The sequence below is a fragment of the Streptomyces sp. NPDC048751 genome, from assembly GCF_043198595.1.
GTDB lineage: Bacteria > Actinomycetota > Actinomycetes > Streptomycetales > Streptomycetaceae > Streptomyces.
In genome coordinates this window covers 345,828-365,330 of record NZ_JBICUX010000004.1, presented here as the reverse complement: position 1 = coordinate 365,330, position 19,503 = coordinate 345,828, and the positions used below count along the sequence as shown (strand labels likewise).

The 19,503-nt window shown below is 72.2% G+C and carries 20 protein-coding genes; 13 read left to right on the top strand and 7 right to left on the bottom strand.

Annotated elements, in window-relative coordinates; translation table 11 throughout:
- Positions 1-8: 8 nt before the first annotated feature.
- Positions 9-416 carry a MarR family winged helix-turn-helix transcriptional regulator gene (locus ACGFNV_RS16450; RefSeq protein WP_393623030.1) on the top strand — a complete coding sequence of 136 codons (408 nt, stop codon included), beginning with the start codon at positions 9-11 and terminating at the stop codon, positions 414-416.
- A gap of 16 nt (positions 417-432) precedes the next feature.
- Here the strand turns inward: ACGFNV_RS16450 and ACGFNV_RS16445 are convergent, their stop codons facing one another.
- Positions 433-1,161 (bottom strand): maleylpyruvate isomerase family mycothiol-dependent enzyme, encoded by a 729-nt coding sequence (locus ACGFNV_RS16445; protein WP_393623028.1) that lies wholly within the window; start codon positions 1,159-1,161, stop codon positions 433-435.
- 145 nt (positions 1,162-1,306) lie between these two features.
- On the opposite strand from ACGFNV_RS16445, the gene ACGFNV_RS16440 reads away from it, so the two are divergent.
- A complete protein-coding gene (locus ACGFNV_RS16440) occupies positions 1,307-1,708 on the top strand; it encodes a hypothetical protein (protein WP_393623027.1) in 402 nt (133 codons plus the stop codon).
- A 61-nt stretch (positions 1,709-1,769) separates the two neighbouring features.
- On the top strand, positions 1,770-2,753 hold the full coding sequence (locus tag ACGFNV_RS16435; protein ID WP_393623025.1) for an aminoglycoside phosphotransferase family protein: 984 nt from the start codon (positions 1,770-1,772) through the stop codon (positions 2,751-2,753).
- 4 nt (positions 2,754-2,757) lie between these two features.
- Here ACGFNV_RS16435 and ACGFNV_RS16430 read toward each other — a convergent pair whose 3' ends face one another.
- Positions 2,758-4,089, bottom strand: coding sequence for a Gfo/Idh/MocA family protein (locus ACGFNV_RS16430; RefSeq protein ID WP_393623023.1), 1,332 nt, complete (start codon positions 4,087-4,089; stop codon positions 2,758-2,760).
- Between the two features lie 538 nt (positions 4,090-4,627).
- Here ACGFNV_RS16430 and ACGFNV_RS16425 point away from each other — a divergent pair.
- The 7 genes from ACGFNV_RS16425 (at position 4,628) to ACGFNV_RS16395 (ending at position 11,223) form a co-directional block, all read left to right on the top strand.
- On the top strand, positions 4,628-5,749 hold the full coding sequence (locus ACGFNV_RS16425) for a Gfo/Idh/MocA family protein (protein WP_393623021.1): 1,122 nt from the start codon (positions 4,628-4,630) through the stop codon (positions 5,747-5,749).
- Positions 5,746-6,666, top strand: a complete 921-nt coding sequence (locus ACGFNV_RS16420; protein ID WP_393623019.1) for a PmoA family protein — start codon at positions 5,746-5,748, stop codon at positions 6,664-6,666. Before ACGFNV_RS16425 ends, ACGFNV_RS16420 begins: the two co-directional genes overlap by 4 nt.
- Positions 6,660-7,430: a cupin gene (locus ACGFNV_RS16415; protein ID WP_393623018.1), complete on the top strand. Its 771-nt coding sequence runs from the start codon at positions 6,660-6,662 to the stop codon at positions 7,428-7,430. Before ACGFNV_RS16420 ends, ACGFNV_RS16415 begins: the two co-directional genes overlap by 7 nt.
- A 64-nt stretch (positions 7,431-7,494) precedes the next feature.
- A complete protein-coding gene (locus ACGFNV_RS16410; RefSeq protein WP_393623016.1) occupies positions 7,495-8,778 on the top strand; it encodes an ABC transporter substrate-binding protein in 1,284 nt (427 codons plus the stop codon).
- Complete coding sequence (locus tag ACGFNV_RS16405; protein WP_393623014.1) at positions 8,775-9,728, top strand: carbohydrate ABC transporter permease; 954 nt, start codon at positions 8,775-8,777, stop codon at positions 9,726-9,728. The genes ACGFNV_RS16410 and ACGFNV_RS16405 overlap by 4 nt, the downstream gene beginning before the upstream one ends.
- The gene (locus tag ACGFNV_RS16400) at positions 9,725-10,603 is read left to right on the top strand and encodes a carbohydrate ABC transporter permease (RefSeq protein WP_393623012.1); all 879 of its coding nucleotides are present in this window, start codon (positions 9,725-9,727) and stop codon (positions 10,601-10,603) included. Before ACGFNV_RS16405 ends, ACGFNV_RS16400 begins: the two co-directional genes overlap by 4 nt.
- Positions 10,600-11,223: a hypothetical protein gene (locus tag ACGFNV_RS16395; protein WP_393623011.1), complete on the top strand. Its 624-nt coding sequence runs from the start codon at positions 10,600-10,602 to the stop codon at positions 11,221-11,223. Before ACGFNV_RS16400 ends, ACGFNV_RS16395 begins: the two co-directional genes overlap by 4 nt.
- Before the next feature lie 22 nt (positions 11,224-11,245).
- Here ACGFNV_RS16395 and ACGFNV_RS16390 read toward each other — a convergent pair whose 3' ends face one another.
- The 4 genes from ACGFNV_RS16390 to ACGFNV_RS16375 all read right to left on the bottom strand — a co-directional run bounded on the left by ACGFNV_RS16390 (position 11,246) and on the right by ACGFNV_RS16375 (position 15,468).
- Positions 11,246-11,818 carry a hypothetical protein gene (locus ACGFNV_RS16390; RefSeq protein WP_393623009.1) on the bottom strand — a complete coding sequence of 191 codons (573 nt, stop codon included), beginning with the start codon at positions 11,816-11,818 and terminating at the stop codon, positions 11,246-11,248.
- A gap of 253 nt (positions 11,819-12,071) precedes the next feature.
- Positions 12,072-12,671: a hypothetical protein gene (locus ACGFNV_RS16385; RefSeq protein ID WP_393623007.1), complete on the bottom strand. Its 600-nt coding sequence runs from the start codon at positions 12,669-12,671 to the stop codon at positions 12,072-12,074.
- 45 nt (positions 12,672-12,716) lie between these two features.
- Entirely contained in the window at positions 12,717-14,534 is a 1,818-nt protein-coding gene (locus tag ACGFNV_RS16380) for a glycoside hydrolase family 15 protein (protein ID WP_393623005.1), read from the bottom strand.
- A gap of 154 nt (positions 14,535-14,688) precedes the next feature.
- Entirely contained in the window at positions 14,689-15,468 is a 780-nt protein-coding gene (locus ACGFNV_RS16375; protein ID WP_393623003.1) for a DeoR/GlpR family DNA-binding transcription regulator, read from the bottom strand.
- 125 nt (positions 15,469-15,593) lie between these two features.
- Between ACGFNV_RS16375 and ACGFNV_RS16370 the strand changes: the two genes are divergently transcribed.
- Together ACGFNV_RS16370 and ACGFNV_RS16365 are read left to right on the top strand one after the other, a co-directional pair.
- On the top strand, positions 15,594-16,514 hold the full coding sequence (locus tag ACGFNV_RS16370; RefSeq protein ID WP_393623001.1) for an SIS domain-containing protein: 921 nt from the start codon (positions 15,594-15,596) through the stop codon (positions 16,512-16,514).
- 27 nt (positions 16,515-16,541) lie between these two features.
- On the top strand, positions 16,542-17,390 hold the full coding sequence (locus ACGFNV_RS16365; protein ID WP_393623000.1) for a ketose-bisphosphate aldolase: 849 nt from the start codon (positions 16,542-16,544) through the stop codon (positions 17,388-17,390).
- A gap of 169 nt (positions 17,391-17,559) precedes the next feature.
- Here ACGFNV_RS16365 and ACGFNV_RS16360 read toward each other — a convergent pair whose 3' ends face one another.
- On the bottom strand, positions 17,560-18,696 hold the full coding sequence (locus tag ACGFNV_RS16360) for a methyltransferase (protein ID WP_393622998.1): 1,137 nt from the start codon (positions 18,694-18,696) through the stop codon (positions 17,560-17,562).
- Between the two features lie 75 nt (positions 18,697-18,771).
- Between ACGFNV_RS16360 and ACGFNV_RS16355 the strand changes: the two genes are divergently transcribed.
- Positions 18,772-19,479: an alpha-ketoglutarate-dependent dioxygenase AlkB family protein gene (locus tag ACGFNV_RS16355; RefSeq protein WP_393622996.1), complete on the top strand. Its 708-nt coding sequence runs from the start codon at positions 18,772-18,774 to the stop codon at positions 19,477-19,479.
- The last annotated feature ends 24 nt before the right edge of the window (positions 19,480-19,503 follow it).

Below are 19,503 nucleotides of genomic sequence, written 5' to 3'. Positions count from 1 at the left end.
GTGCGCCCATGGCGGCGAAGAAGGCCGAGCAGGCGCTCGTGGACCAGTGGCGGGACATCCTGTCGCTGCACGCCCGCACGCACTGCGAACTCGACCGTGCCCTGCACCAACACGGCCTGTGCGGCAGCGACTTCGAGGTGCTCGACGTCCTCGCCGAGGGCTCCACGCCGGACGGCGAGTGCGGCAGCTACCGCGTCCAGGAGATCTCCGAGCGCGTGCATCTGAGCCAGAGCGCGCTGTCCCGGCTGATCGCCCGGCTGGAGAAGGACGGTCTCGTCGAGCGCGGGATGTGCACGGAGGACCGCCGGGGCGTCCGTGTGTCACTCACCGGGAAGGGGCGCGCGCTGCACGGCGAGGTGCTGCCGGTACAGCGCGCGGTGCTGACCCGGATGCTGGCGGGCGAAGAGACCGGCTGACCCCCGCCGGTCCCGGTCAGATCGCCGACGTCTCCCGCCAGAACGCGGCCAGCGAGGCGTCACCCGTCACCGTGGGAATCGGCACCCGGTTCCACAAGGCCAGGTACAACTGCCCCGCGGGGCCTGACAGTTCGCACTCGGCGTCCCCGGACGCGCCTCGGGTGGCGGCCGGCGGCTCGGACGTCAGCCGTACGGTCCACACCGCCTCCGCGTCCGTGGCGCGCACCCGCAGCACCCGGGGTTCGTCCGTGCGGACCCGGCTCTTCTGCCGGGCGTGGAAGCCGCGCAGCAACTCGTCGATGCCGTCCACCGCGAAGTCGGTGCCGATCGGATGCGGCGTACCGGCGAGCGCCGACTCGGCGTCGTAACGGTGCACCGCCGTCTCGTGCGCCTGCCGCCGCGCCCAGAACGCCAGGGGCGAGGGGGCCGGGAGGAAGGTCCAGCACTGAGTGTCGGACGGCACGGTGGCCAGGGTGTCCACGAGGTGGCGATGGCTGTCCCGGTACCAGGCCACCAGCTCGGGCCCGTCGGCGTCCGGGGCGTCATCCAGCGGCCGGGGCGAGGTGTGGCCGTCGGCGACGAACCCCGCTGCCCACCGGTGCACGGCCCCCGTGTGCCGCAGCAGATCCCGCACCTGCCACTCCGGGCAGGTCGGCACCTTGGCATCGGTCCCGGCCTGCGCGGCGGCCGCGGCCAGCCACTGGCCCTCCTGGTCGAGGACCTCGACGAACTCAGCAGTCTCCATGGGGGAGAGTCTGCCTGATGGAGTGCGGTCGAAGGCCAGCGCTTTTCCCGCGACCTTGCTGTTCTTCAGTGGCCGCTCGTGACCACAGCACCACCACCGAACGCAGCACGTCCCCGGGTGCGTCCGCTCGAACGCCTTCTCCACCATGTCGAGCTGGATGGACGCGGTGTCGGCGGAGCCGGCCGGGTTCGTCATCGGTAACCCCGCCACGGACGGCGTCCGCATGGGCGCCGTCGTCGGCCTCGCCCAGTATGTACCCGCGCCCCACGAGGTCGAGCCGTTCGGCCCGGCCGCCTCCGTACTGGCGTCCCGCGACACCGAGCACGCGGCGCACCTGATCGCCCGCGGCCGCGGCAGCCTCGCCGCGTCCCTGGTGAGCGACGACCTCACCCTGCGGCACGGAGGGCCCGGGCGCGCGGGAGGCGGCTCGGAGATGGGCGGAATCCACGGTGTGCTGGACCTGATGCAGCGGACGGCACTCCAGGCGTCGCCCCGGGTGCTGGAGTCGCTGGGCGGGAATTCGGAGGCCGTCCGACCGAGCCGGTGATATTGCTGTTGTCGAACCATCCAGGAGTGGCCGTCAGTTCGACAGCAGGAGAGGCACCGAGATGAAGAGCGCGGCAGCCGATCACATCGCGGAGACCTATGCGCTCGGCACCGGAGCCTGGACGGTCGCACCCGTCACGCGCGGCGCGTTGGGGCAGATCTGGAAGCTGACCGGGAACGGCTCCTCGTGGGCCGTGAAGGAACTGCTCTTCGGCTGCGACGAGGAGCAGGTCCGCCGGGAGGCGGCGTTCCGCAACGCCGCGGCGGAGCTGGGGGTCTCCTCGCCCCGGCTCTTCCCGAACCGCGAGGAGGCGTACGTCTCACAGCTCCCCGCCGCGCTGGGCGGTTCCTCCGTGAAGCTCTACGACTGGGTCGACGGAACCGAGGCGGATCCCTCCGATCCGCAGACCCTGGACTGGTGCGGCCGGACCCTCGCCCTCCTCCACAGGGCCGGGGCAGGAGCGACCGAGGCGCCGAATTCCTGGTACGAACAGTGCCCTCAGGACACCGACTGGGCGAAGCTGCACGAGGCGGTGCGCCGGGAGGGCATGCCGTGGGCGGACGAGCTCGACCGCTTCATCGCCACCTCGGCGAAGGACTTGGGACGCCATGTCACTCCCTCCGGCCCTGGTGATCTCGTGACGTCACATCTCGATGTGCAGCCCCAGAACGTCCTGGTCGGTCCGGCCGGGCCGCTCCTCCTCGACTGGGACAACACCGGGCCCATAGCGCCGGAACGCGAACTCGCTCATGCCGTGTACGTGTGGGCCGGGCGGAACCACTTCCACGCCGACTCCGCCCGGCGGCTCGTGCGCGCGTACGTGGCCGCCGGAGGCCCGGCGGCCGTCAAAGGCCTGGACGCGTTCTCGATGCTGTTCGCGACCGCGGTCAACTACGTCTACGTACAGGCCGAGTGCGCTGTCGATCCCACCGTGACGGCCGCGCAGCGGGAGTTCGCGAGCGAGCAGGCCGTCGCCACCCTGCGGAACCCGCCCGAGCTGACGGCCGTCTCCCGACTGGTGGAAGCCGTCGAGGGCGAGTGGTGACACCTCACAACTCCAACAGGTCCCGCGTCCGCACCGGAAGGCCCGTCTCGAACGAGCGGTTCGCGGCCAGGCCCGTGACCAGGGAGAGGGCGCCGTCGGCCGCGTCGGCCGCGCGGTGCAGGGGGTCCGGAGCCGGGGTGCCGAACAGGTCCCGCAGCATGCGTACGTCACCGCCGCCGTGCCCGCCCTCGCCGGTCGCGACCTTGATCTCGCGCGGCTCCTCCCAGAAGCGGCGCAGCAGCAGTTCGGTGCGCCCGGCGGTGTCCTCGACCTCGGCGCCGTGCAGGACGGGCCCGGAGCTGTCGACGGGTACCCGGGGCCGGGTCCACGTCGACTCCTCCACCAGCAGTTCCAGGCGCCCCTCGCTGCCGTTGAAGGCGATCCGGTAGCCCTCCCACGGGGAGTACGCGGTCAGGTGGTACGTGAGACTGGCCCCCGTGGCGTACCGGACCAGCACGGCCATGTCGTCCTCGATCGTCACCCCGGGCCCGAACACGTTCTGGTCGCGGTGGTAGCCGTCCTCGCCCTCCGCCTCCAGGTACAGCGCGCCGAGCACGGGCGAGTCGGCCAGGCGCAGGGCGAACGGGTCGGTCTCGGCGGCCGGGGCGCCGTGGGCGCGCTCGTAGTCACGGGCGAGGCCGCGGCGCCGGCCGGCGCTGTCGCCGTAGAAGAACAGGCCGCCCTGGGCGTAGACCGTCTCGGGGCGTGTGCCGAGCCACCAGTTGACCAGGTCGAAGTGGTGCGTGGACTTGTGCACCATCAGGCCGCCGGAGTTGGCCTTGTCGCGGTGCCAGCGCCGGAAGTAGTCGGCGCCGTGGCGCAGGTCCAGCAGCCACTCGAAGTGCACCGAGCCGACCTCGCCGATCCCGCCGTCCGCGATGACTTCCCGTACGGCCGAATGCACCGGGTTGTAACGGTAGTTGAAGGCCACCCTGACCTCACGGCCGGTGCGTCGCCGCGCCTCCAGGATGCGGCGGGCCTTGTCGGCGTCCGTCGTCATGGGCTTCTCGGTGACCACGTCGCAGCCCGCTTCGAGGGCCCGCACGATGTAGTCGTCGTGGGTACGGTCCACCGAGCACACCACCACCAGGTCCACCTGCTCCCGGCGCAGCATCTCGTCGAACTCCTCCGCCGCGTACGCCGCCACGGGCGCCCGGCCCGGACGCGCGTCCGCGAGCCAGGCGTTGTGCACCGCCATCCGGCGGGAGTTGACATCGCAGAACCCGACCAGCTCGTACCGGTCCGCGTAGGGCCCGGCCAGCGCCTCGACGAACAGCCGTGCGCGGGCACCGAGTCCGACCACGGCGGCTCGGCGGCGTGCGGTGGCGTGGGACATGCGGGGCTCCGTTCGTTCGGGGGAGTGACGCGGGGAGTGACGAGGTTCCGCGGCCCAGGGTGGCACGGGCCACCGGGCGCCCGTCCGGCGGCTGCGAAGTCCGGTGGGCCGAGGACGACGAGCCGCAGGTCGGGCCCATGGTCAGCAGTGCGGCGGCGGCCCCGCCGATCAAGGCCGGATGCGAGCCGGCGTCTCGGCGTCCGGGGGTCGGAACCGCACGGCCGGGGGCGTGCAGGCATGGAGCCCTCTGTCGCGCTCCGGAGTCCGCCGACAGCCCGGTCCCGGCGTGAGGTCCGTTTCCTCCACCGGCTCGAAACCGTGTGCCACCGGCCGCGGCCACCCGGTCGGCCCCACACCGAATGACGTCACGCGAGGGCATGCCCGGAGTGGGGCAAAACGGCATGTGGCGCCACCTCGCGCGCACGCCGTGTCCCATCTGTCGGCGCAGGGGTTGTCCTGACATGCACCAACGCCTAGGGTCAGCCGGGCGTAAGCGCTTTCTGCACGTCCGGGCAGCCGGCCGTCCGAGGAGGACCGCATGTCTCCGTCCCCGTCCGCATCCCGCCGCCGCGTCGCCGTCGTCGGCACCGGCGCCATCGTCGGCGGGAGCCACCTCCCGGCGCTCAGAGCCCACGCCGACCGGGTGGAGCTCGTCGCCGCCGTCGACGTGGACCAGGGGCGCCTCGACGACTTCCGGGAGCTGGCGGGTGGGGACGTCGCCGGGTACACCTCGATGGGCGCGATGCTGGACGCCGTACGCCCCGATCTGGTCCTCATCGGCACGCCGCCGTCCCTGCACAAGGAGCAGACCGTGGCCGCGCTGAAGGCGGGCGCCTGGGTGCTGTGCGAGAAGCCGCTGTGCCTGTCGCTCGCCGAGTACGACGACATCGCCGCGGCCGAGGAGGCGTCCGGCGCCTACGCGTCCGTGGTCTTCCAGCACCGCTACGGCTCCGGCGCCGTCCACGCCCGCGAGCTGATCGCGAGCGGCGAGCTCGGCGCCCCCCTCGTCGCGCACTGCCAGACCACCTGGCACCGCGACGCCGCCTACTACGCGGTGCCCTGGCGCGGGCGCTGGGCCACCGAAGGCGGCGGGCCCACCATGGGGCACGGGATCCACCAGTACGACCTGCTGCTCCACCTGCTCGGCCCCTGGGCGGAGGTGCGGGCCATGGCGGCGCGCCTGGTCCACGACACCGAGAGCGAGGACGTCTCCACCGCCCTCGTCCGGTTCGAGAACGGCGCCCTCGCCACCGTCGTCAACAGCGTGCTGTCCCCCCACGAGGTGAGCCGCGTCCGCGTCGACTGCTCCGAGGCGACGATCGAGCTCACCCACCTCTACGGGCACCGCAACGACGACTGGGTCTACACCCCGGCCCCGCACGTCGCCGCCGAGCGGGCCGCCGCCTGGAGCACCCCCGCGGCCGACGTACCCAGCTCGCACACCGCGCAGCTCGGCGCCCTCCTCGACGCCTACGACAACGGTGCCCGGCCCCCGGGCAGCGGTCCGGACGCCCGCGCCACCCTCGAGTTCGCCGCCGCCCTCTACAAGTCGGCGTTCACCGGGCAGCCCGTCCACGCCGGGGAGATCGCGCCGGGCGACCCCTTCTACCCGGCCATGCACGGAGACCACCCCCACTGGGCCCCCAAGGAGCGCGCATGAAGGTCAGCCACGTCCACGGCGAGCACATCGCGGTCGCGGCGCCGGACGGTACCGAGATCCTCCGTTACGTCTACCGGCCGGACCCGGAGCCGTTCGAGTCGCGCAAGCCGTACGCCCACCCGGTGCGCACCCTGTCCGGGCGCACGGTGACCGGCTACCGCCCGAACGACCACCGCTGGCACAAGGGCCTGCAGATGACGGCCAGTCACCTCTCCGGCCAGAACTTCTGGGGCGGCAACTCCTACGTCCACGGCCAGGGTTACCTCGCCCTCCCCGAGCGCGTCGGCTCCATGCGGCACGACGGCTTCCCCGTGTTCGCCGTCGAGGACGACCGGTTCGCCTTCGCCGAGGACCTCACCTGGGTCGCGAACGGCGGCGAGGAGTGGGCGCGCGAAGAGCGCGGCATCACTGTCCACTCGGTCGACGAGGAGGCGGGCGCCTGGGCCCTGGACTGGTCGATCCGCCTCACCAATCTCCGCGACGAGCCCCTCGCCTTCGGCTCCCCGACGACCGCCGGACGTGAGATGGCCGGCTACACCGGCCTCCAGTGGCGCGGCCCCCGCGACTTCACCGGCGGCGCCGCCTTCGCACCCGACAGCGACGCCGGTGCCGAGAAGCTGATGGGCACCCAGGGCCCGTGGCTCGCCTTCACCACCGAGCACGACGACGTCGACGGCCACTCCACGCTCGTCTTCGCACACGCGCCCGAGAACCTCGACGCGCAGCGCGCGATCCACGAGTCCCACTGGTTCGTGCGCTCCGAGCCGATCCCGACGGTCGCGTTCTCCTGGGCGTTCTTCGAGGAGTTCGAGCTGCCGCCGGGGGAGTCCTTCGCGTACCGCTACCGGATCGTCGTCGCGGACGGCGCCTGGGACCGCGACCGCGTCGGGACGTACCTGGAGGGCCTGCCGTGGTGAGCGAAGCCGCAGCCGGAAAGCCCGCCCTTCCGCACCCCCTCCCCGGCGCCGTCGGCCTGTCCCACCTCAGTGCCTACGACTGGGAGGCCGCCGACGGCGTCTGCGGCGGCAGCCCGCACCTGCACCTGGTGTGCACGGAGGCGTACGTCGTCACCGGCGGCCGGGGCGCGGTGCAGACCCTGAGCCCGGACGGTTACCGGGACATCCCCCTGGAGCCCGGCTCGGTCGCCTGGTTCACGCCGGGCACCGTGCACCGCATGGTGCAGGGCGGCGATCTGCGCATCACCGTGCTGATGCAGAACAGTGGCCTGCCCGAGGCCGGGGACGCCGTCTTCACCTTCCCGCCCGAGGTGCTCGCCGACCCCGAGAGGTACGCGGCCGCGGCCGCCCTCCCGCCCGGCACCGGACCGGAGACGGCGGTGGCCGCCCGGCGCCGCCGGGACCTCGCCGTCGAGGGCTACCTCGCCCTGCGCGAGGCCCTCGTCGCCGGCGACAACGGCCCGTACGTCGAGTTCCAGCGCGCCGCCGCCCGGCTGGTCCGGGACAAGGTGCCCACCTGGCGCGAGCTGTGGCGGGCCGGTGCCCTGGCGACCGCCGAACGCACCGGCGCCCAGCTCGACGCGCTCGCGGACGGCGAACCGGCGTACCTCGACGACGCCACCGCGCACGAGGCCGCGCCCACCCGGCTCGGCGGCTTCGGCATGTGCGGGCGCCGCGACGAGTACGCGCTGCCGGGGACGACACTGCCGTACCAGGGCGAGTAACAGGCCAAGGGGGGCCGGAGGGGGGCCAACAGCAAGTCCGAGGAAAGGATGAGGTGACCTCGGCATGCCCGGACACAGGACAAAGGGGTTCTGCGCGTCGGCGCTGACACTCGCACTCTGTGCGGTGCTGGCCGGCTGCGGGGGATCCGGGGAGTCGGTCGGCGGCGGCAAGGTCGTGCTCCGCTACACGTGGTGGGGCAATCCCGACCGCGCGGAGCGCACCGAGCAGGCCGTCGCCCTGTTCGAGAAACAGCACCCGAACATCACGGTCCAGACGTCGTTCTCCGGCTACGACGCCTACAAACAGAAGCTCGCCACCCAGGCCGCCGGCGGCGACGCACCCGACGTGATGCAGCTCGACTACCGCCAGATCGACCAGTACGCCTCCGGAGGCGTACTGCTGGACCTGGCGAAACAGAAGGACGCACTCCGCACCTCCGAGATCGACCCGGGCCTGCTCGGCACCGGGCGGGTCGACGGCACCCAGTACGCCGTCCCGCAGGGCCGCGGCACCGAGACCGTCGTGTACGACGTCCAGGCGTGGAAGGCGTCCGGGGTGCCCCTCCCGCGCCAGGGCTGGACCTGGGACGACTGGGCCGACGCCATGCGCGCACTCGCGAAGAGCACCGGCAAGCCCGGCGCCACCGACCCGGGCCAGAGCGAGGACGCCTTCGAGGTGTGGCTGCGCGGCCGGGGCAAGTCCCTCTACACCGAGGAAGGCAAGCTCGGCTTCACCGTCGACGACCTCACCCGCTGGTGGACCTTCGCCGACAAGCTGCGCCGCGAGGGAGCCGTCTCCCCGGCCGAGCAGACCACCCAGCTCGACGGATCCGTCGAGAACACCCCGCTCGGGCGCGGCAAGGCGACCGCCGACGCCAACTGGGACGCCCCGTCCAGCGGTTACCTCGCGATCGTCAAGGGCGGGGTGGCGCTCGCGCCGATGCCGTCCGGCGAGGACGGCACGCCCGGCCAGTACTTCAAGCCGTCGATGTTCCTCGGCGTCGCGGCCAACACCGGGCACCCGAAGGAGGCCGCCGAACTCGTCGACTTCATGATCAACGACGGGGAGGCGGCGAAGATCCTCGGTGCCACCCGGGGCATTCCCGTCAACGAGACGATCCGTGAGGAGACCGCCTCGCAGCTGAAGGACTTCGACAAGACCATCGCCGACTTCCAGGCCTCCCTGGAAGGCACCCTGAAGGTCCCGCCGCAGGCACCGCCCTCGGGCGACAACGCCCTGCAGACCACCTTCCAGCGCGACTACGACCAGGTCTCCTACGAGCGCATGTCGCCCCGCGAGGCGGCCGAGAACTACGTCACCGAGGCGAAGGCGGAGCTGAGGTCATGACCACCACCGACGTCCCCGCACCCACCGCACGCCCGTCCCGGCCCGCGAGCACCCCCAAACGCCGGCCCAAGCGCGAACGCGAGGGCGCCGCATGGGTGTTCCTCTCCCCATGGGTGCTCGGCGCGATCGTCCTCACCCTCCTGCCGATGGCGGTGTCGCTGTACCTGTCGTTCACCGACTACGACCTGTTCAACCCGCCCCGCTGGGTGGGCCTGCGCAACTACGTCCAGATGTTCACCGAGGACCCCCGCTACTGGCGGTCGGTCGTCACGACCCTGACGTACGTCGTCATCGCCGTCCCCCTCCAACTGGCTCTCGCCCTCGTCGTCGCGCTCGCCCTGAAGTCCATGAAGCGGGGCAGGGGCTTCTACCGCTCCGCCTTCTACGCGCCCTCACTGCTCGGCGCCTCCATGTCGATCGCCCTCGTGTGGCGGGCGGTCTTCAACGACGGCGGCACGGTCGACAACCTGCTCGGCACCGGCGGCTGGGTCAACAAGCCCGGCTGGGCGCTGCTCGCGGTGGCCCTGCTGACGGTGTGGCAGTTCGGCGCGCCGATGGTCATCTTCCTCGCCGGACTCCAGCAGATCCCCGCCGAGCTCTACGAGGCGGCGGCCGTCGACGGGGCCGGAAAGTGGAGGCAGTTCCTGTCCGTCACCGTGCCGATGCTGTCCCCGGTGCTCTTCTTCAACCTGGTCCTGCAGACCATCCAGGCCTTCCAGGTCTTCACACCGGCCTTCGCGGTCAGCGCGGGCAAGGGCGGCCCCGCCGACTCGACCCTCGTCTACACCATGTACCTCTACGACCGCGGCTTCGTCGCCTCCCACATGGGCTACGCCTCCGCCATGGCCTGGGTGCTGCTGCTCGTCATCGGCGCCGTCACCGCGGTGCTGTTCCGCACCTCGCGCTCCTGGGTCTTCTACGCGTCCGACACCGATGGGGGAGTCCGATGACCGCCGTATCGACCTCTGCCTCAACGACGACGTCCCGCAAGCCCCTTCGCTGGGGACGGATCGCCCTGCACCTCGGCTGCCTGGCCGCCCTGCTGGTCATGCTCTACCCGCTGGCCTGGCTGCTCGCCACCTCGCTCAAGCCCGCCGACGAGGTGATCGCCAGCCTGAACCTGCTGCCCAGCCATCTGGAGTGGTCGAACTACAAGACGGCCTTCGACGGCGTCAACGACGTCTCCATATGGCGGCTGTTGTCCAACTCGCTGTTGATCGCGGGCGGCGCGGTCCTCGGCAACGTCATCAGCTGCTCGCTCGCCGCCTACGCCTTCGCACGCCTCAGGTTCCGCTTCCGCGGGCCGCTGTTCGCCTTCATGATCGCGACGATCATGCTGCCGCACCACGCCGTGCTGATCCCGCAGTACATCATCTTCAACCAGCTCGGCCTGGTGAACACCTACTGGCCGCTGATCCTGCCGAAGTTCCTCGCCACGGAGGCGTTCTTCGTCTTCCTCATCGTGCAGTTCATGCGCGGTCTGCCCCGGGAACTGGAGGAGGCGGCCCGCATCGACGGCTGCGGCCCCTTCCGCAGCTTCTTCCAGGTCGTGCTGCCGCTCACCCGGCCCGCGCTGATCACCACCGCGATCTTCACCTTCATCTGGACCTGGAACGACTTCTTCACCCAGCTCATCTACCTCTTCGACCCGGAGAAGTTCACCCTCACCCTCGCCCTGCGCTCCTTCGTGGACGCCTCCAGCCAGTCCGCGTTCGGCCCGATGTTCGCGATGTCGGTGATCGCTCTGCTGCCGATCGTGCTGTTCTTCCTCGCCTTCCAGCGGTTCCTGGTGGAGGGCATGGCCAGCTCCGGACTCAAGGGATGAGCGGGATGCGTACGCGCGAGCCGGGTGAGGTCTTCGGCCCCCGCATGACCCTCTTCGCCGACGTTCTGAGCATCGGCCTGGCCACGGCGCTGACCTGTCTGCCCCTCCTGACCGCCCCGGCCGCGCTCTCCACCGCGTGCGCGGTGCTGCGGGGCGCGGGGGAGGGGCGACCGGCCACCGCGGGCCGCTACTTCGCGCTGCTACGGCAGCGGCTGCGGGCCGGCGACTTTCTGGCCGGGGCCGTCGCCCTCGCGGGCGTACTGCTGTGCGCGGCCGACCTGGCGCTGGCCGGGGCGGGGCTGCCGGGGGCTCCGCTGTTCGCCGTGGTGGCCGCCGGGATCGGCCTGGGCGCCGCGGTGGTGGGCCTCAGGGCGTGTGCGCGCCCCGAGTCCCTCACCGACTGGCGGGACGCGGTCCGCGCTGCCGCCCGGGACGCCGTACGGGACCCGGGCGGCAGCGCGCTGGTGCTGCTGGCGCTGGTCACGGCCGCCCTGTGCGCCTGGATGATGCTGCCGCTCGCCTTCCTCGCCCCAGGGCCACTGGTCCTGGCGGTCACAGGCGTCGACGTACGCCACGCTGCCGCCCGCGCGGGAAGGGAGGACGCGCGGGAGACGGCGTGACGGCGCGGGTCCGTCCCGGCACCTACCAGGTGTGGGCGACGTCCACCACGATGTGGTCGGGCAGCACCTGCACCCGGAACGGCAGCCGGGCACGGACTCCGATGGCGACCTGCGTGTCGCCCTCGAAGCTGACCCCGTACTTGGCGTCCTTGAAGGTGCGGTAGCCGGTGAGGTTCACGCCCGGGAGGAGGCGGCCGGGCACCCCGGGGTACGAGGCGGTCCCGGTCTCGGGGTCGTACGCCGGGGCGTGCAGCCGTACCTCGATGATGGCCCCGCCGCTGACCGGTACGAGCCGGCCCGACCCGTCCAGGTAGAACTGGTCGACGTAGCCGACGGAGTACCCGAGCTCGCTGGTGCCCGCGCCGGGGACGTCGAAGACCATCCGGTCGTAGCAGTCGTGGCGGCCGGTCCTGATGTCCGTCAGCGGCTTGGACGTGGACGCGGTGAACGTCTTGTCGAGGCTGCCCCAGCCGGTGGGGCAGGCGGTGGCCGCCTTGGTGGCGGCGACCGGAGCGGCCTCGGCCGGCACCGCCGCGACGGCGAGGGTGGCGGTCATGAGAGCGGCGGCGGCCCATGCGGTTCTGGTTCGGATCACGATGTCCCCCCGAGGTGTGCGGGCTGTTGTGAGGTGGGACACTCAGGACGACCCAAAGGTTGCACCGATCGCGGGGTCAGTCCTGGGAGGGCCGATTCGGCGCCGGGACACAGTTCACCTGTCCCGGGGGGTTCCGGACCGGCCCCCGGTCTGGCACTAAAGCAGTACGGGCCCCACAGCCCCTCACCACGGCACCGCCCCCCACCCCGAGCCGACCGGCGCTCGCCCCACTCGAGCGCCGGTCTCCCTCCCCTCAGCCGGCCCCGACGCCGACGCACCCGAGCACGGCGTCGGCCAGCTCACCGACGGACCGGCCGCCCGCGTCGACGCGTGCCAGACCCAATTCGTCGACATCCACGCGGATGATCTCTTGGAAACGGGCCGCGCGAGCCAGGAACTTGTCCATCAGGAGACGTTCCGCCGGTGTGGCCTCGGCGTAGTGCCCGGCCGCCCGCACCCGGTCTCGTACGACCGTGTCGTCGGCGGTGAGCCACACCGCAGCGGTGTGCGCGGCTTCCAGGCGTGTCACGCGCGCCGGGAGCAGGGCCGAGCCCTCCAGGACCAGGCCGGGGCCGGTGGCGTGGGCCCGGATCAGCTCCTCGACGCGGGGCCAGAGGCGTTCGTAGTGGTCGAGGACGGATGCGATCAACTCGTCGACCGTCAGCGAGGCGTAATGCTCAGCCACATGCGGCGGCACGTCGCGGTCCGGCGTCCGCCAGGGTCGGCCCGGGTGGCGGGCCAGTCGGTCTGTCGACCGGTACGCGAACTGCAGTCTTTCCGCGACGACTTGGCCGACGGTCGACTTTCCGACGTTCGAGGTGCCGCCGATCAGCACCACCGGTACACCGTTCATGGAGAGACCCTACGCGCTCAGGTCCCTCCTCCTCCCCGCGCACCGTCAGCCCAGTGCCTTGTCCAGGTTGAACGCCGCGCTGATGAGGGCGAGGTGGGTGAAGGCCTGGGGGAAGTTGCCCTGTTGCTCGCCGGTGTGGCTGATCTCCTCGGCGTACAGGCCGAGATGGTTGGCGTAGGTGAGCATCTTCTCGAAGGCGAGGCGGGCCTCGTCCAGGCGGCCCGCGTGGACGAGGGCCTCGACGTACCAGAAGGAGCAGATGGAGAACGTGCCCTCGTCGCCACGCAAACCGTCGGGGCTGGCCACCGGGTCGTAGCGGTAGACCAGCGAGTCGGACACCAGGTCCTTCGTGAGCGCGTCCAGCGTGGACAGCCACTTGGGGTCGGTGGGCGCGATGAACTTGCTGAGCGGCATCATGAGCACGGCCGCGTCGAGCACGTCACCGTCCTCGTGCTGCACGAAGGCCCCGCGCCGCTCGGACCAGCCCCGGCTCATGATCCGCCGGTAGATCGCGTCCCGGCACTCCCGCCAGCGCATCAGGTCGGCGGGCAGGCCGCGCCGGTTCGCCATCCGGATGGCCCGCTCGATCGCCACCCAGCACATCAGCCGCGAGTACAGGAAGTTCCGGCGACCGCCCCGGGTCTCCCAGATCCCCTCGTCGGGCTGGTCCCAGTGCCCGCACACCCAGTCGACCAGCGCACACACGTCGTCCCACTGGTCGCTGGAGATCGGCTGCGCCCACTTGTCGTAGAGGTAGATGGAGTCGATGAGCGCGCCGTAGATGTCGAGCTGGAGCTGATCCGCGGCCGCGTTGCCGACCCGCACCGGCGCTGACCCGAAGTGCCCCTCCAGATGGGCGAGTTCCCGCTCGGGCAGGTCGGTGCGGCCGTCGATGCCGTACATGATCTGCAGGGGGCCGGAGCCCTTGCCGTCGCCCGGGCTGATGTGCCGGGTCACGAATTTCATGAACGCCTCGGCCTCGCCGTGGAAGCCCAGCCGCAGCAGCGCGTACACACAGAACGCGGCGTCACGCACCCACACGTACCGGTAGTCCCAGTTGCGGTCGCCCCCGAACATCTCCGGCAGGCTCGTCGTGGGCGCGGCCACGATCGCACCCGTCGGCGCGTACGTCAGCAGCTTCAGCGTGAGCGCCGAGCGGTGCACCATCTCCCGCCAGCGGCCACGGTACTTGGAGGCGGACAGCCAGCGCCGCCAGTAGGCCACCGTCGCCGAGAACTGCTCGTCCGCCTCGGTACGCGCACACCGGCGAGGAGACACCTCACCGCCGACCTGGTCCAGCGCGAACACCGACGACTCGCCCTCGGCCAGTTTGAACTCCGCCCGCACGTCCCGCCCTTCGGCCTCCAGCGGCACGGTCGCGGTGAGCCCCAGCGACAGCTCGCCCGAGTCGAAGACCGCCACGTCACCGACGAAGCGCAGGGTGTGCTCCCGGGCGCCGTAGTCGAACCTCGGCGCCACCCGCACCCGGAACGGGATCGAACCGCGCACGCACACCACACGCCGGATCAGCCGATGCCGCTCGGTCTCCGCCGGGCCGCCGCCCACCGGCATGAAGTCCTGCACCTCGCCGACCCCGACCTCGGTGAAGAAGCGGGTGATCAGGACGTTGGTGTCGGGGAAGTAGAACTGCTTGGTCCGCGCCGCCCCGACCGCCGCCAGCTCGAAACGACCGCCGTGCTCCGCGTCCAGGATCGAGCCGAACACGCTCGGGGCGTCGAAGTTCGGGCAGCAGTACCAGTCGATCGTGCCGTCGGTACCCACCAGGGCGACGCTGCGCAGGTCTCCGATCAGCCCGTGCTCGGAGATCCGTAGATAGCGAGCGCCTCCGGACGTCTCCGTCATCGCAGCCTCCCTGGGCCGGCCCGCGCATGGCGACTTCCAGCTTAGGTGGAACAGCGGGCGTCGGCCCAGGCACGGCACCCCCGAGCGAGCCTCGGAGCGCCCCCGCCGAACAGTCCCCGAGCCATCCCCCCGAGCGGTCCTCCCGGCCGGAGGCTCAGACGGTCACGACCCGGAGCCCCGCCTCCTCGAACCGCCTCACCGTCTCCGCCCCGGCCGCAGTGTCCGTGACCAGCGTGTCCACGGCCTCCGCCGCGCAGATCCGGGCGAACGCCCGCCGGCCCAGCTTGCTGGAATCCGCGGCGACGACGACCCGCTCCGCCCGCTCGCACAGCAGCCGGTTGATCGCGGCCTCCTCCTCGTCATGCGCGGCGGCGCCGTGCGCGACGTCGAAGGAGACCACCCCGAGCACCGCCACGTCGAGGGTGATCTGCCCCAGCACACCGTCCGCGAGCGGCCCGACCAGCTCGTACGACTGCGCCCGGGCGACACCGCCGGTCACGACGATCTTGAACTGGGGTCGCACGGCCAGTTCGTTGGCGATGTTGAGCGCGTTCGTGACGATGGTCAGCGCGGGCGACCCCGCCGTGAGGTCCCCGCGCACGGCCAGCGCACGCGCCACCTCCGTCGTGGTCGTGCCGCCGGTCAGCCCGACCGCCTCCCCGGGCGCGATCAGATCCGCCACCGCCTTGGCGATGCGCTGCTTCTCGGAGGCGCGGCGGGCCGTCTTGTACCGCAGTGGCAGTTCGTACGACACCCCGTGCACGACCGCGCCGCCCCGGGTGCGTACGAGCATCTGCTGCTCGGCGAGCTGGTCGAAGTCACGCCGGATCGTCGCGGCCGACACCGCCAGCTCGGTCGCCGCCTCCTCGACGTCCAGGCGGCCGCGCTCGACGAGCAGTTCCAGCAGCGCCTTCCAGCGGGCGTCGCGCGACATCCGCACCCTCCGTTCACCGATCTCCCGGCGACCCTAGCGCAACCCTGCCCCGCAGGATGCTTGATTGTGCTTGAAAAAGCGCTGTATCTTGCAAGAAAAGTCAGCCCGGTGGGAGGGGTGTCGGCATGAGCCATGTCGAGGACGAGCTGAACAGCCAGCCCGAGTGCTGGGCGCGTGCCGCCGCGGAGGCCGCCGAGCACGGCGGTGCGCTGCCCCGGCCGGGGGAGCGGGTCGCGATCGTCGGCTGCGGCACCTCGTACTTCATGGCGCAGTCCGTCGCGGCCCTGCGCGAGCAGGCCGGCCAGGGGGACACGGACGCCTTCGCCGCCTCGGAGTTCCCGCACGGCCGGACGTACGACCGGGTCGTCGCCCTCACCCGCTCCGGCACCACCACCGAGGTCCTCGACCTGCTCGCCCGCCTGAAGGGCCGCACCCGCACGACCGCCCTCACCGCGGATCCGCACACCCCCGTGATGACGGCCGCCGACGAGGTGGTCGTCCTCGACTACGCGGACGAACGCTCCGTCGTCCAGACCCGGTTCGCCACCACCGCCCTCACCCTGCTCCGCACCCACCTGGGACTGCACACCGAAGCCGTCGTCGCCGACGCCCGCAAGGCACTCGGCGCGGAACTGCCCCAAGGGCTCGTGGAGTGCGGGCAGTTCACCTTCCTGGGGCGTGGCTGGACCGTGGGGCTCGCCCACGAGGCCGCGCTGAAGACACGGGAGGCGTCGCAGTCCTGGGCCGAGTCCTACCCGGCGATGGAGTACCGGCACGGCCCCATCAGCGTCACCACGGGCGGTACGGCCACCTGGATGTTCGGCGCGGCACCCGCAGGGCTGGCCCAACAGGTCCTGGAGACAGGCGCGTTGTGGGTCGGGGACACCGGCGCGGCGGGGGCCGCCGGCCTCGCCCTCGACCCGCTCGCCGACCTGGTCCGCGCCCAGCGGCTCGCCGTCGCGGTCGCCGCGGCCCGCGGCCTGGACCCCGACCGTCCGCGCCACCTCACCCGCTCGGTGATCCTCGCGCCCTCACCCACTCGGTGACCCCCTGACTTCGAGGAAGGACCGGCCGTGCCGCTCACGACCACCGGCGAGCTCGTCACCCGCGCCGCCGCAGCCCGCTCCGCCGTCGCCGCCTTCAACGTCGTCACCCTGGAACACGTCGAGGCCGTCGTCGCCGGCGCCGAGTCCGTCGACTCGCCCGTCGTGCTCCAAGTCAGCGAGAACGCCGTGAAATACCGCCACGGACGCCTGCTGCCCCTCGCCCGCGCCGCCGTCGCCGCCGCGGAACAGGCCGCCGTACCCGTGGCGCTTCACCTGGACCACGTCCAGAGCGACGCCCTGCTCCACCAGGCCGCGGGCGCCGGCTTCGGCTCCGTGATGTACGACGCCTCCCGTCTGCCGTACGCCGAGAACCTCGCCGCCACCCAGGCGGCCGCCGACTGGGCGCACGGTCAAGGGCTGTGGATCGAGGCGGAGTTGGGGGAGGTCGGCGGAAAGAACGGCGAGCCGCCGCCGGACCCGCACGCCCCGGGGGCCCGCACCAACCCGGCCGCCGCCCGTGCCTTCGTCGCGGACTCCGGCGTCGACGCCCTCGCCGTGGCCGTCGGCAGCGTGCACGCGATGACGACCCGCACCGCCTCCCTGGACCACGCCCTCCTCGCCCGTCTGTCCGCCGCGCTCGACGTCCCCCTCGTCCTGCACGGCTCCTCCGGCCTGCCCGACGCGGAACTGGCCGCCGCCGTCGCGGGCGGCATCACCAAGGTCAACATCGGCACGGCCCTCAACCTGGCCCTGACCGGCGCCGTGCGGGCCTTCCTGGACGCGCACCCCGAGGCGGTCGACCCGCGCAAGTACCTCGCCGGGGGCCGGAAGGCGATGGAAGCGGCGGTGGCGGAACTCATCCGGGCACTGCGGTGACTCCGGTGGGCCCCGCGCGCATGTCCCCCCGACGGCTCCGGCTCATGTCCGCTTGATGGTGCCGGTGCGCGTCCGTTTTCTCGACGGTGCCGCGCTCCTGCCCGCTCCACGGCGTCCCGGCGCACGCCGACCGGGGCGGCCTCCGCGCACGCCCGCCGCGCGGCCTGGCTCACGCCCGCTTGACAGCCTTGAGCACCACGAACTTCGGATCGCTCGCCACCAGTTCGCTGTTGCCGAACAGCTTCCGCAGCTTGACGTGGTAACCCAGGTGCCGGTTGCCCACCACCCACAGTTCCCCGCCCGGCCGCAGCGCCCGCCGGGCCCCGGTGAACATGCGCCATGCCGTCGTGTCCGTCGTCGCCTGGTGGGAGTGGAACGGCGGGTTGTTGAGCACGACGTCCACGCTCCCGTCCGGCACCCCGGCGAGCCCGTCCCCGACCCGGAACTCGGCGTGCCCGGGCACCCCGTTCGCCTTGTACGTGGCCTCCGCCGAGGCGACGGCCTGGAACGACTCGTCCGTGAACAGCACCTCCGCCGCGGGATTGGCCAGCGCCACCGCCGTCCCCACGATCCCGTTGCCGCACCCCAGGTCCACCACCCGGCGCGGCCCCCGCGTCCCGGGCAGGTGTCCGAGGAAGAACCGGGTGCCGATGTCGAGCCGGTCGGCGCAGAACACGCCGGCGTGGTTGACGACGGTCCGCCCGGAGACCGGACCGACACCGTCGGGAAGCGCGTAGCTGTACGGCCACGGATTGGCGGCCCGCTCCGACGACGTGTCCGGCGTACAGAAGATCAGCCGGGCCTTCTTCTCGGCGAGCGAGGTGCGGGTCGGGCCGAGGACACGCTCGAACAGCGCCAGCGTCGAGGTGTGGATCTCCTTCACCATGCCGGTGCCGACGACGACCGTGTCCGCGTGCACCGCGGGGGCCAGCCGCAGCAGCTGGTCCTCGAGCAGGGCCAGACTCTTCGGCACCCGAACCAGCAGGACGTCCACCCGGTCGGGCGGCGGGTCCTGGGTGGTGAGCAGCCGCACGGAACCGGTCTCGACGCCGTTGCGGTCGAGGTTCGCCCGGGTCGCCTCCCGGGTGAGGAAGGAGTCGGTGATCTGCGTCGGGCGGTGCGCCGCGAGCGCCGTGACCAGCGCGCCCCAGCGGTCCCCGAGGACCACGACCGTGCCGGACAACGGGACCTCCTGCTCCGCGAGGTGCTTGAGGAGGTAGGTGTCGGAGGCGTCCCAGGCGCGCAGCCTGTCGCGGGGGTCCTCGGGGAAGCGGGTCAGCGCGAGCTCGCCCCATGGCGTCGTCATACGGTCGTCCATCGTGCGTCAAGGCTAACCGAGCAGCAGCTCAGGGCCGGTGGCCGGTGGGGGAGGATGGACCGTATGGATCCCACGGACCGAGGGGAGGCCGGGCCCGCCCCGCGCGCCTTCGACGACGAGCTGTTCCCCAGGGAGCGGACGGAGGTCGCCCCGGGCGCGGTGCACGTCCCCGACTGGCTGGACACCGAGCGCCAGAGGGAACTGCTCGCGGCCTGCCGCACCTGGGCCCGCCCTCCGGCCGGCCTGCGCACGGTCCGCACGCCCGGCGGCGGCACCATGACCGCCCGCCAGGTCTGCCTGGGCCGGCACTGGTATCCGTACGCCTACGCCCGCACGGTCGTCGACGGCGACGGCACCCCGGTGAAGCCCTTCCCCGACTGGCTGGGCGAACTGGGCCGCCGCGCCGTCGCCGACGCGCTCGGCCCGGGGGCGGCCACTGCGGCGGCGTACGACATCGCGCTGATCAACTTCTACGACGGTGCCGCGCGCATGGGCATGCACCGCGACAGCGACGAACAGTCCGACGCCCCGGTGGTCTCCCTGAGCCTCGGTGACGCCTGCGTCTTCCGCTTCGGCAACACCGAGACCCGGACCCGGCCGTACACGGACGTCGAACTGCGCAGCGGCGACCTGTTCGTGTTCGGCGGGCCGTCGCGGCTCGCGTACCACGGGGTGCCGCGGGTGCACGCCGGTACGTCCCCGCCCGAGCTCGGCCTGACCGGTCGGCTGAACGTCACCCTGCGGGTCAGCGGCTTCCCCGACGCTCCCTGAGGAAGATCATGGGAGACTCCCCCT